An 11710-nucleotide genomic window follows, 5' to 3' on the forward strand; every position below is an offset into this window, starting at 1 on the left:
ACCCCCGTATATGCGTCACCTTTGACCAAGTTATAACACTCGATTGACATTGCCCTTTGTCAAAATCGCACACTATGCACATGCCATATCAAAACCAAAGGAACACCTATGCAGTTTACCGAACAGGATCGTCAAGCACTCTATAACATCTGGATGTCTCAAAAAGCCAAAATGCGTATTACGCAGATGGAAATGGCGAAAAAGATGCAAGTATCCCCTGTCGAGTTCACTAATGCCCTACGAGGCTCACACCCTTTGTCACTAGGGTTTATCAACAACTTATGTGGACAACTGCACGTAGACCCGGCAAGTATTCTCCCGAGTATGAAGCAACGACCTGAGCAGACAAATAACTCTCGCATCGTGACCACAAAAATTGGCATCGATGGCGAGATTCAAAGTGCCTATATTGAAGGGAACCAGGTGATTATCGAGTACCGTTTGCCGACCGAACACTAGACACAGCGCGCACTCCCGTAGTGACCATATTACCGGCCGAGGTTTTTTCGAAAATTAATAAAATGAGGCTCTGTCTTCACGGTATGAAACCCCAGTGCGCGGTAAAAACGCACTGCGGCATGATTATCGCTAAAACAAGATAACGTTATCGCATTGCAGCTAACCTGTGGTGCGTGGCATTCGAGGCGATTCATGACTTCTCGTCCAATACCCATCGCTTGGTAACGCTTTTTAATCACCAGCATGTGAACGTGCAAATTTTTATCGTAAGGGTGATAGCAGACTAAACCCACTCGTTGACCTTGGTAAGTAAGCCAATGATAGCCAGATTGTGGATGGTGCTCTTGGATCCGTTGACGTTGCGCATCATCATTCCAGCCCCAGATTGCGTCCACGAAGTCACCTATGCCTTGCTTTATTAACCTAAATTGCTCATCAAACTCTAAAGAAGAAGCCGGTTCAAAGGTTATCACGTCAAACGATACAGGCTCAAAGGTCTCTGTTTTCACTATGCGCTTACTCCTAATCCCTACTTTTCTAGTGTCTAAAGGTTACTGCCTTGCTCTCAACGGGTTAACGGCTTCTTAAGGCGAGGCTTTCTGCAACTGCCGTAAACAGCGAATGGCGCTGCAGTGTTTTGCATCAATCATCACGTCACATAAGGCATAGAGCCGTTGATCAGCACGGCTCAACCATAATGGCACCCAGATACGCTTGCTCCGCGTCATATAACCGGCCTTGATTTACGTATACGTTGCCAAGACTGACTCGACCTGCCGCTCTACCGAAGTTGTAATTCTGCGCCTCAATATACTCATTAAGTGCAGAAAATTCATTTCTTAAGCTGAAGTATTGACCAGTAATCTACTTAAATCACTGAATTTATACCTTAAATATGCTCCCACATCACTTTATATACTGACCATTAAGCCAGTGAGCCGTGTTCATCATCTTTACAAATTGCCATTCAGAGCTAGGCTAATACAAACCCTTCTATCACGAGGGCGATATGACCCCCATACAACTGCAAACAACGCTGGCGCGTCTAGGTTACGCATGCGGCCCTATCGATGGCGTGATGGGTCCATTAACAAGACAGGCTATTAAGCAGTTTCAAGCCGACCACGACCTTACGGTCGATGGAATTGTCGGCGCGCACACATTATCGCGTTTACACCACAAATCGAAGCAAGTAACTTTGCCAGACCCACTGGAGATCAGTCACGGCAAACAAGATGTGCACAATTCCATACCGTTGGCATTGCCTTGGTTGCACTGTGCACAACACTTAAAAGGCACTCAAGAAGTAGGCGGGACTGGTTCCAACCCTACAATATTGCAATGGGCCAAAGACCAGGAGATGCCCTTTTACACCGATGATGACATCCCTTGGTGTGGCTTATTTGTTGCTCATTGTATTTCGAGTCAATTGGTGAATGAGCCTTTACCTAGGGCGCCATTACAGGCTCGAGCGTGGGGTGCCTTTGGCCAAGAATGTATGCCTCAGCTAGGCGCTATTATGGTTTTTTGGCGAGAATCCGTCGAAAGCCATAAAGGACATGTAGGCTTCTATTGGAGTGAAGACGACGACACATACCATATCCTTGGTGGCAATCAGTCAAACAGTGTCACAGTTGCCCCTTTAGCCAAAAGCCGCTTGTTGTGTGCTCGATGGCCCACCACTGCGCTTACGGCATCAGGGCAGGTCGTCATTGCGCAGCGCGGAGACGACCCTATTTCCCAAAACGAAGCGTAAAAATGATCTAGAGAAGGTTCAGCAGTTGCTGTGCGACCGGCCGTATCACGTCGTTATCGGACCAATATTTGGTGTGGCTTAGAGGATTCCAAGAGGTAAACAATCCCCCAGCGTTGATCACGTGATCGTTCACAATGTTAAAAGACGGGTCAAGCTGCTTAAGGGGCCAACCAAGAACGTCATCGGCATCGTAGTAGTTATCCCACCGAAACATCGAGTTGGGCGCTTTAAAACATGATCGTTTATCCAGTCCAGATGTAAATAATGGAATATTACATCCAGTGGTGACTAGATTCCTGAGGCTCTTTAACTTAATAAAGTTAACCTCGTCAGGATCCATACCGGCAGTTTCTTCAAAGCTATGCTGGTTATGGGCAGCATCCCACAAATAATTGGAAATAACCTGACAGCCGAGAGAGTGTGCAACAATAATCACTGGCTTGGTACTGTCCTTGCCAACATCAATAAAGGCTTTAGACAGTGCCGCTTGTATTTGCTGTTGCACACGCTTGTATTTTACAGCGTCTCTTTGTGCGCTGTGCTCGAGCGAGCCCGCATCGCCAAAGCCATACAAGAAGAACTTTCTTACTCGAGTACAGTCGAGATCGTTATCTTCGTTGTTCACCATCTTTTTCCATAACGCATTTTGAGGCTTTTGAAGATCTTCGGCATAGTGAACCGCGTGAAACGCGACCTTAGACCATTTTTTGCCTAAAAGCTTTTTCACCCCGTCTTGCAAATCTTCGTAATAGTCATCATCCACTTCCCCCATTCCGTGCAGGGTGATCATTGCTGCGTCTTTCATCGCGCTCTCCTTTCTATTTAGCTGACAACAGCTTAGTCAAGCCAACGAGAGTTTTCCCTAGCACTAGTGGGTTATTTGCGTGTAACAAACGGCGAGCTTATGACGGATGCTTTGCGCAGAGCGCGCTTTTTTTGTCAAATCAAAACAGAGTCATCGCGCAGCAGCTCATACTTTCAAAGTTTAGTCATCGAAAGCAACCTAAATGGATGGCTTAATGGTGGGGTGAATCTTAACTTAGCTGGCGTAGTCACTGCGCGGTTGCTACGACCTCATTCTTACCCACAAGGTTTAACATGACATTTATCCAACAAATCACCTCAGACAAGCATTGTATTCACCAATTTAAGCGCGAAAACCTGCATCACCAACACAACGCCAAGAAGTTGTGCTTCGAGCTTAGCCGCACACATCCGGATGACCAGGAAACCAAACAAAACATCTATTGCGCCCTGTTTGGCAATGTGGGAACGTTCATTAGTATCGAGTCTGGGTTTCGATGCGACTATGGATTCAACATTCATTTTAAAGGGTTTGCGTTAATCAATTTCAACACCGTCATTTTGGATACTTCACCGGTGACCATTGGCCATGGCGTGCTGATAGGACCGGGAAGTGTTTTGTCTTGTGTTGGTCACGCTATCGATCCCGAGCAGCGTGTAGAAGGCGGATTATACGAATCGTCCCCCATCACACTAGAAGATCGCGTTTGGTTAGGGGCTAATACCACGCTTTGTAGTGGCGTTACCATTGGGGAAGGAACCATCATTGGTGCTGGCAGTGTAGTCACTAAAGACATCCCTGCTGGTGTAGTTGCTGTAGGCAATCCATGCCGAGTAGTGCGCGAGATCACCGAACAAGATAAATGGCATTACACCGAGGAGCTAGAGCTTAACACTCCCAACAATCTTTGTGATTAGCGTGTCACCGACACCAAATAGTTGACTGCTGTCGATGCTGTAGTTCGCCATTTTTTAGTCAGTGGATTGTAACTCATGCCTGTTGCCCGGCCTAAGTGGAAACCCAGTGGTTTTAAGGTGTTTTCCAGCTCTTGCGGGGTAACAAAAGCGCGCCAATCGTGAGTACCAATAGGCAAGGCTTTAAGTACGTACTCTGCGCCGATGATGCCAATCAAAAAGCTTTGCCAAGTACGATTGAGCGTTGCCAGAATCATCATCCCTTGCGAATGAACCAGTTGTGCGCATTCTTCGAGTAGCTGAGATGGATCTGGCACATGTTCCAACACTTCGGTATTGAGCACCAAATCGAAGTGTTTGTTTTCGCTTAGCAACTCTGCACTTAGACAATGTCGGTATTCAAGGTTATCGATACCTTTGCCGTGGTGGGTTGCTACCCTGACATTGACGTGGCTGGCATCAATACCAACCACCTGATGCCCAAGCTCTGCCAGAGGCTGCGTGAGCAACCCAGCTCCACAACCCACATCGAGTATCGATATAGGCTTGTCACCAAAATGGTCAATAATCTGCTGCTGGATATAACCAAGCCTGACTTGATTAAACGCCAATACTGAAGAAAAACGGCCATTAGGATCCCGCCAATCATGAGCAAGCTGATCAAACTTAGCCACTTCAGCCGCATCAACATTGGCCGAGTTAGCGCCGTTTTTGGCAGGGATAGATAGCCGATTTTTCAATAACATGCTTTTCTCGTTAAGTGAATGTTCTCTACGTTGTTACGCATTGCCATAAGGCTTAGATCACGATGCCTGAACCTGAACATTAGTTAATCGGTCAATATTCAGACATCCAATCTAGCCAGTTGCCCTGATTGAGTAAGCGGTAGAATCCTTTAAAAAGCTAATGTCACTCTACTTAATTACGAGCGGCTGTCGAGCGCGGCTTTTAACAGTTGCAGTGATGTTTGCACTTGTTCACGCGGCGCGGCAAAGTTCATGCGAAAGAAGTTCTCGTTAGGCTCACCAAACCATGTACCTGGCGTTAGGGCCATTTTCGCTTGTTTCGTTAACAAAGACTTAAGCTCGTTAGACGCTAACCCTAATCCAGAAAAATCAAACCAGATTTGGTTTGTACCCTCAGGCAAAAATGTCGTCACATCCGGCAATTCTGCACTCATAAATGAAACAATCCAATCACGTGTCTGCTGAGTGTTCGATAATAACAACCTCAGTAAACGAGAGCCGAAAAGATCATGAATCGGTTTTGCAAACATCTCCGGCATTTGGGTTTCTGTTAAATGCAAAAAGGCTACTCCCATTGGAAGTAGCCTTTATAAAACCTATTAGACTGAGATTTGTTACGCTTTTTTAGTCCAAGCAAATTGCTCAAATAGTGGACCTGTAGGGGTTTTTGCAACATGGTTGGTGTAGTTACTGATCACCTTTTGCGACAAGCCTAAAATCACTTCCAACACTTGCTGTTGTCCATAACCAGCGGCAAAAAAGGCGTCTAATTGATCATCGCTGACGTTGCCACGCTGGCGCACCATAGCAAGCGTAAAATCATGCAGCGCTTGCAGTTTAGCCGTTGGCATTGCGGTCTCATTGCGCAGTGCTTCTGTAAGTGCTGGGTCAACCTTCATTGAATGCGCAATCGCGGTGTGTGCAGGCACGCAAAACTGACACTCGTGCTCTACGTTAATGGTTTGCCACACAACCGTGAGTTCTTCTGCATCAAATGAGCCGCTGGTAAATTGCTGATGAAGCTGCTGATAGGCTTTTAGTGTTTCTGGTGACTCAGCCATAACTGCATATAGGCCTGGTACTGCCCCCATCTGCTTAACCGCACCTTCGAGCATAGGTTTGCTGTTTTCTGGCGCTGTGTCTACTGAATGAAATGTGAATTTGCTCATCGTTGTTACTCCTAAAAATAGCGTCATGCCTTAAAGCACGTAATGGATTTCTGCTATGAAATCGGCTTAGGAAGCGCGTTGCTCCCTGTCGATGAAATGAATCATATTTATAAATGAACGATCGTTCAAGTCGTATTTTGAACAATCGTTCAAAAATCTACAAAAGTGCGCTTATCTATCTGATATTGTTGAATTAAAAATTTTATTAGATCGGTCACTCTGCAAAAGGAAAAGAAAGCACACGCGAATTATTCTTTACCTTGCGCAGTGCCAGCCTTACAATTGAACGATTGTTCATTTTCAGATTAGTAGGCGTTATAGTGGCAAAAACAGCAAAATTTGATCGTCAAGAGGTCATAGAGAAAGCCACCAACCTGTATTGGAAAAAAGGCTTTCACGCGACGTCCATGCGCAATCTACAAGATGAAATTGATATGCGGCCAGGCAGTATCTATTCCGCGTTTGGCAGCAAAGAAGGTCTGTTTAAAGAGGCGCTGCGCAACTACACCGATATGGGTCTAGCACTTATTGCGCACTTAAAAACAGAGCACAGCGATCCGCTAGAGGTACTAAAGGCGTTCGTTAAAGCGCAGGTCATCGACACCCAAAGTGATGCGCCCAATGGGGTATGTATGTTGGCGAAAACAATGGGTGAGTTAACCGAAGAGAATCAAGAACTGTTGGAGGTGACCAAAAGCCACCTTGAAGAGATTTCCAATGAGTTTGTTTTGCTCATAGAGCAAGCTCAGAGCAATGGTAAAATTGAAGTCACCAAGAATGCACGAGAGCTGGCTAACCACGTGCAAATCCAAATTACCGGTTTACGCACCTTCGCCAAATTCAACAAAGATCAAGCGTTGCTCCAAACTAAAATAGACGACATTTTTTGTCACTATCCGTTTGTGTAAGCACTCTAGCTAATTTCCGGTAACACGTAGAGTGCGCAAGGTACAAATGAGTACGCCGGCGTCCTGATCAAGGCTTTATTTCCCGTTACACTGGTGGCGACCCAAAATTCAGTGTACGTCCATAAGGTAAAATCCATTCCTCTTTTCGCCAACAGGACGAGCAGAGAAGTGATGCTTGTTAAGCAATGAGCGGTCAAAGCGTTTAAACAAGCTAACTATTTTTTGCGCTTTCAAGCACTAAGCTTCTTAAATGCAGTCTTCAAAAACTGAGTTAGATGCACTGGAATGATCACAAACAGCGCAACGCCACTATTAAACTGTGGATTCAGTTTGCAGTAGTACTGGATCTCAAGCTTGTTGCTGGTTTTAAACGACTCGAGTTCGCTGTGCGAGTAATTGCTTACCCGATTTACAGGCACTAAACAGCGTAAAACGGCACTATCGCTTACCTCACCGTTTGGATTAAAAAGCTCGAAGAGCTTATTTGGCGCAGTATGATCGGGATGGGGCCAAATTATGCCCGTATTTTTGGCAACTGCACGGTACATGGCAGGACTGAGCATCGTATCGGCGTAGTAGATTTTCTTCCACGGCGCACGCAACCAACACTTAAAGCTCTCAGACAACGAAAACTGAAAAGTATTGCTCCCCTTTCGATAGTCGGGAAGAAATCCCGCTGACGCACGAATAACCGTTACTGACGACTCACGGCTAAAGGTTAGCAGGCAATACCCGACCACTTCACCACCATCGAGATACAAACGTAGCCTACGCTCAAACGCATCATTGCCGTCAAAGTACTTGGCTAAGTAGTCCTCTGTACTAACATTTAAAAAGCTAGAGGCAATGATGGTAGTAATCGAACAGCGCTCTGAACTCGTTAACCAGCGCTTTGTTTGGGTTAAGTCTTTCGTGGCCAACTTCATGCCTTGTACTCCGGCATTTGTGCAATACTCATTAATCTTGGCTTCATTTTATAGCGCGTGCCCTTCAATAAATTCAACAAAGTAGTTATGTGCCTTTTAAGTCTTGCTTTGACGTTTTGATCGACATTCTCAAGCTCAGAATCTATGGCCTTTTTCAAAACCTATGGCAATGATCTCGTCAATAACAACGAGTCACCCCCAACCTAATAATCAACAAAGCTGAATTTTCTATAGAGCTTAATCGCTGGGTTATCTTGAGACACCATGAGACTGATTGTTGAGACGTCATGTTTAGCTTTCCAAGGCCAGTGCCATAATGGCTTTTTGGATAGATGGGAATTGAATTTTCGTAATACACATTTCGGCTTTTGCAAACTCATGTTCCTGAATTAGCCGAGTGATGGACGCCAAAGATAACGAATGTCCTTCGAGCTCAAATACATAGCCCTTGCCTTTTTCCTTTACGACATAGCACTGACCACTGCTATCAATTAAGTGATCGGCACTATCCCAAATTAGAGCGTCTAACTCGTTGATAAGTTGTCGTTCGGACGCCAAAAATAGCAGCTCCGAATCACCTTCTAGCTTAAAAATACATGGCCAATGGATCATACTTATCCTCCCTACCATAACGCCCTACTCAGCTATAAATGAACGTGTACCATGCCTGAGTGCTACTAGTTGGCATACTTCTGTTACTCGGTCTTGAGTAATTAGTTAAGTGCAATTGTCTTTAATGAACTCTAATGTTTCATCTGTAGAGCAATGATGCCAACTTTGAATTCCAGCGCTTTGTGCCGCCTTAACATTTCTCAACGTATCGTCGATAAATACGCAATCTGAGTAGTCACAGCCGATCAACTCGATAGATTTAGCAAAAAACTCCAATGCAGGCTTTGCCACATGTTATTGGCAAGAATTTATTATTAAATCAAATGAATGCCGCAGTTCGGACTCATGAATATCCTGAGAGAGCTTGTCGGTTGCGTTTGTGACTAGCACCAACTTTGCACGAGGAGAAACTAACCTTATCGCCTCGATGAAATCGTAATCAATCCAAGCCGGTGCGTTTTCCCAAGCTAGCACAAGCTTGGCTCCAATATCGAGGCTAAATTTGTTAGACAGCTCAACACCTACCTTTTCAATCCACTTTAAGTGTGATTGTTGTCCAGTAATTGTGGGTAACAATAGCGACTCTGAAAACGCTACAGAAAACAGCGTACCAATGGGTAAACCTAACCCCATTTCAGTCGTTTCTATTGTTTGACTCTGCCAATGTCGTATAACGCCATCAAAGTCGATTAGTATGACCTTTTTCAACAACATTCCTTTGCATCTCATGCCAAACTTAGGCAATACCTTTCCCATCTTGACTTCGCTCATAAACGCCTTGTTGCGAGTTACGCGATGTCAGTTGCACTTACCGTAGGACAAAGCAAAGCCGTTCGGCCCTGTCCTTGTTGCCATTGTCCACTCAAAGGCCACGAAATCCCACGTAACCCTTTGATAAATAGCAGCTGGCTATCTGTCACACCTGCGCTCGCCTTGAGAAAGGAATCAAGGCGCGACCTGCTGAAACGACAATCGTACAATGTACTTATATAGAGGCAACGGGCTTGTTCAACAATCGGGATTTAATGCTCGCAGGCGCAGTGCTAAATCCTTGTTAGTTAGTAGCGTTCTCAAATTAGACCGTGTAATCAAATACGATGATATCTTCAAGCAACGGCCTAAACACTTGCTTCAACTTCTGATGTTCGACATGCGGAAGATAGTTTTGGCGCCCAGTTTCATCTACGAAATTCATTAAAACTGAATGCGTATAACCTTTATTTTTACTTTCTGGGCTATCATTAATACCCCACTCTACCGATTCGACACCCTCTACTATCTCAGGCATAGATTCAAATAAACCTTTAAGTTTGTCTATTTCTGAGGCCGACGATGCGTCTTTAAATTTTATTAGTAAAATATGTCTAATCATTCTCTTCACCCTAGCAGCTAACGCCTTACTCTAGCGAATCGCCTCATGCATTCATTTCTAAACGATGAGACGCACGCGCATCGCCCACTCTGATCTAATGACTATCGCCAAACAGTCATTCAACCCGAGCTCAGCAGCGATTCGCGATATTCAAATACTACAACAATCTGTCGGAAATCATTGTCCCAATATTCACAAAAAAAGAGTTATGTCTCTGATACTTGCTACTAAAAGCGTTCTCGATGGTGCCGATCTGTCTCTCACCACGTTAGGGCGCAACCTTGATACCAAAACCGGCGTATAGCATGCCATTAAACGCCTCGACAGATTACTCGGAAACAGCCGCCTTATTTCTTCGGCCAATCCTTGGGCTGTGGTGCTCGTTGATTAGTCGGATGTTAGAGAGCAAATGCGCTGCATGACCCTTAGTGCTTCCATTGCTGTCGATGGTCGGCCTGTCACTCTCTATGAGCAAGTCTTCGAATACAAAGACTACAACTCACCGAGACGTGTTGATAAAACAAAAGGATGCAGTATGGAAGTGAAACAAATCCTTTTATCTCGATGCCTGCATTAAACCCAAACACCTGGCCTCTTGCTTGCTTTCGAGACGCGGCTCATTGCCTTGCCAAGCTTACCTTTACAAAGCGAGTGAAAAGGGTCGCATAGCCGATTGGCCCTGACCTTTCCCCCTAAATTAGCTACTTGTCTTGCAGCACACATTCCCAAAGGGCTTACAACGTGTACGAGGCTACGGCTTCTTAAGAGGGCAAGCACGACATATCCTAAGCCGTATTCAATGGTTACTGGTTGGCGATAGCCTTCAAAAATTCTTATTCACACTGGCAAAAAAAGCAAAGCAGTACGCGCCTATCCCTGCTATCAGCATGAGATGGGGTGCGTTGAGGCCACGCGACCGAGATAGCCGAAAGGCTGAGATAATAAGGATAACTTGAGAAAGGAGAAGCAATAACAAAAAGCCAAGGAAATTAACGCTAACCTGCTGATAATATGTCATTTTAGGTCTTATACGACAGCGTTCGCCTTGAGAAAAGTATCAAGGCGTGACTACCTGAGCCGACAATCGCACTATTTACTTATATAGAGACAACGGGCTTGTTCAACACTCGGGATTTAACGCTGGCTGGCGCAGCGCATAATCCTTATATGTTAGTTTGCGTGCCAAAGTGACACAAAGATTGATTATTGCACACTTTAAGACCACAATACCCATGTGACACTTTGACACAACAGGAGATATAATTATGGCTACTACTTTGCCTCGCATCACCGCTAGAGTTGATGTCGACACACAAGACTTACTTGCTAAGGCTGCCGCGATCGCTGGCATGTCTAGCATCAACTCGTTTGTTCTAAGCGCTGCAATCGAAAAAGCCAAACAAGTCATCGAACGTGAACAGGCTTTAAAACTGAGCCAAGCTGACGCTATGTTGCTGATGGAAGCTTTAGACCGCCCTGCTACACAGAACTCAAAACTAAAAGCTGCTGCTGATCGATACGAGAGCAAAACTCAATGATGAATACGGTACTTCTAGATAAAGCTAAACACGATAGAAACCGATTCAACTGTGGTATCGAAGCTCTCAATAATTACTTAAAAGTAATGGCGAGTCAGCAAGCAAAAAAAGACAACACCAGAACGTTTGTTTTGGAAGATGATAACGACAACTCACATGTCATCGGCTTTTACACGCTAACAATGACGCCAATTGACTTAAAGGAATTGCCCGATAAGTTACAAAAAAAACACCAATCATCCACCTCTGGTGGTCTGATTGCCCGCCTTGCTGTCGATGGCCGATACAAAGGGAAAGGCTTTGGTGAGTGGCTGCTTATTGACGCACTCAGAAAGCTATTAGCTGCAAGTGATAGCGTTGCATTTCCAGTTGTTATCGTTGATGCCAAAGACGGTGCGAAACACTTCTATGAACGCTATGGTTTTCAAGCATTTGAAGACGCTGAAAACAAACTCTTCATCACCATTGCTGATGTGAGAGCAAGCTTAGGCTAGTTAATCGCTAG

General features: G+C 45.0%; 16 protein-coding genes and 1 pseudogene. 8 read left to right on the plus strand and 9 right to left on the minus strand.

All coding sequences use genetic code 11. The features are described from left to right. The first annotated feature begins 108 nt into the window (after positions 1-108). Positions 109-459: a transcriptional regulator gene (locus ST37_RS09575; protein WP_084885764.1), complete on the plus strand. Its 351-nt coding sequence runs from the start codon at positions 109-111 to the stop codon at positions 457-459. A 29-nt stretch (positions 460-488) separates the two neighbouring features. Here ST37_RS09575 and ST37_RS09580 read toward each other — a convergent pair whose 3' ends face one another. Then, positions 489-968, minus strand: coding sequence for a GNAT family N-acetyltransferase (locus ST37_RS09580; RefSeq protein WP_172400968.1), 480 nt, complete (start codon positions 966-968; stop codon positions 489-491). 500 nt (positions 969-1468) lie between these two features. Between ST37_RS09580 and ST37_RS09585 the strand changes: the two genes are divergently transcribed. After that, positions 1469-2215: a TIGR02594 family protein gene (locus tag ST37_RS09585; RefSeq protein WP_084885767.1), complete on the plus strand. Its 747-nt coding sequence runs from the start codon at positions 1469-1471 to the stop codon at positions 2213-2215. A gap of 7 nt (positions 2216-2222) precedes the next feature. Here the strand turns inward: ST37_RS09585 and ST37_RS09590 are convergent, their stop codons facing one another. Continuing rightward, on the minus strand, positions 2223-3020 hold the full coding sequence (locus ST37_RS09590) for a hypothetical protein (protein WP_084885769.1): 798 nt from the start codon (positions 3018-3020) through the stop codon (positions 2223-2225). A gap of 293 nt (positions 3021-3313) precedes the next feature. Between ST37_RS09590 and ST37_RS09600 the strand changes: the two genes are divergently transcribed. Next, positions 3314-3937 (plus strand): sugar O-acetyltransferase, encoded by a 624-nt coding sequence (locus ST37_RS09600; protein WP_084885772.1) that lies wholly within the window; start codon positions 3314-3316, stop codon positions 3935-3937. Here the strand turns inward: ST37_RS09600 and ubiG are convergent. From ubiG to ST37_RS09615, 3 genes are all read right to left on the minus strand, one after another. After that, positions 3934-4680 carry a bifunctional 2-polyprenyl-6-hydroxyphenol methylase/3-demethylubiquinol 3-O-methyltransferase UbiG gene (ubiG, locus tag ST37_RS09605; RefSeq protein WP_084885773.1) on the minus strand — a complete coding sequence of 249 codons (747 nt, stop codon included), beginning with the start codon at positions 4678-4680 and terminating at the stop codon, positions 3934-3936. The genes ST37_RS09600 and ubiG overlap by 4 nt on opposite strands. A 176-nt stretch (positions 4681-4856) precedes the next feature. Continuing rightward, positions 4857-5114, minus strand: a complete 258-nt coding sequence (locus ST37_RS09610) for a hypothetical protein (protein ID WP_197687463.1) — start codon at positions 5112-5114, stop codon at positions 4857-4859. A gap of 180 nt (positions 5115-5294) precedes the next feature. Beyond that, positions 5295-5849: a carboxymuconolactone decarboxylase family protein gene (locus ST37_RS09615; protein ID WP_084885775.1), complete on the minus strand. Its 555-nt coding sequence runs from the start codon at positions 5847-5849 to the stop codon at positions 5295-5297. 320 nt (positions 5850-6169) lie between these two features. Here ST37_RS09615 and ST37_RS09620 point away from each other — a divergent pair, with 320 nt between their 5' ends. Next, positions 6170-6757, plus strand: coding sequence for a TetR/AcrR family transcriptional regulator (locus ST37_RS09620; protein WP_084885777.1), 588 nt, complete (start codon positions 6170-6172; stop codon positions 6755-6757). Positions 6758-6987: 230 nt separating this feature from the next. On the opposite strand, the gene ST37_RS09625 is transcribed toward ST37_RS09620, so the two are convergent. From ST37_RS09625 to ST37_RS09645, 4 genes are all read right to left on the minus strand, one after another. Further along, positions 6988-7683 (minus strand): hypothetical protein, encoded by a 696-nt coding sequence (locus tag ST37_RS09625; RefSeq protein WP_084885778.1) that lies wholly within the window; start codon positions 7681-7683, stop codon positions 6988-6990. 291 nt (positions 7684-7974) lie between these two features. Continuing rightward, a complete protein-coding gene (locus ST37_RS09630) occupies positions 7975-8295 on the minus strand; it encodes a DUF4144 family protein (RefSeq protein WP_084885780.1) in 321 nt (106 codons plus the stop codon). A gap of 294 nt (positions 8296-8589) precedes the next feature. Beyond that, positions 8590-9003: a hypothetical protein gene (locus ST37_RS09640; protein ID WP_172400969.1), complete on the minus strand. Its 414-nt coding sequence runs from the start codon at positions 9001-9003 to the stop codon at positions 8590-8592. A 367-nt stretch (positions 9004-9370) separates the two neighbouring features. Further along, entirely contained in the window at positions 9371-9667 is a 297-nt protein-coding gene (locus ST37_RS09645; protein ID WP_084885784.1) for a Dabb family protein, read from the minus strand. A 409-nt stretch (positions 9668-10076) separates the two neighbouring features. On the opposite strand from ST37_RS09645, the gene ST37_RS19990 reads away from it, so the two are divergent. The 4 genes and pseudogenes from ST37_RS19990 (at position 10077) to ST37_RS09660 (ending at position 11699) form a co-directional block, all read left to right on the plus strand. Beyond that, entirely contained in the window at positions 10077-10244 is a 168-nt protein-coding gene (locus ST37_RS19990) for a hypothetical protein (RefSeq protein ID WP_172400970.1), read from the plus strand. Between the two features lie 127 nt (positions 10245-10371). Further along, positions 10372-10476, plus strand: a pseudogene (locus ST37_RS20260) (IS91 family transposase); the annotation flags it as partial. Positions 10477-10932: 456 nt separating this feature from the next. After that, a complete protein-coding gene (locus ST37_RS09655; protein WP_017191059.1) occupies positions 10933-11205 on the plus strand; it encodes a DUF1778 domain-containing protein in 273 nt (90 codons plus the stop codon). Next, positions 11202-11699: a GNAT family N-acetyltransferase gene (locus ST37_RS09660; protein ID WP_084885786.1), complete on the plus strand. Its 498-nt coding sequence runs from the start codon at positions 11202-11204 to the stop codon at positions 11697-11699. Before ST37_RS09655 ends, ST37_RS09660 begins: the two co-directional genes overlap by 4 nt. Positions 11700-11710 lie beyond the last annotated feature (11 nt).

The organism is Vibrio sp. qd031 (assembly GCF_002100145.1).
Taxonomy (GTDB): domain Bacteria; phylum Pseudomonadota; class Gammaproteobacteria; order Enterobacterales; family Vibrionaceae; genus Vibrio.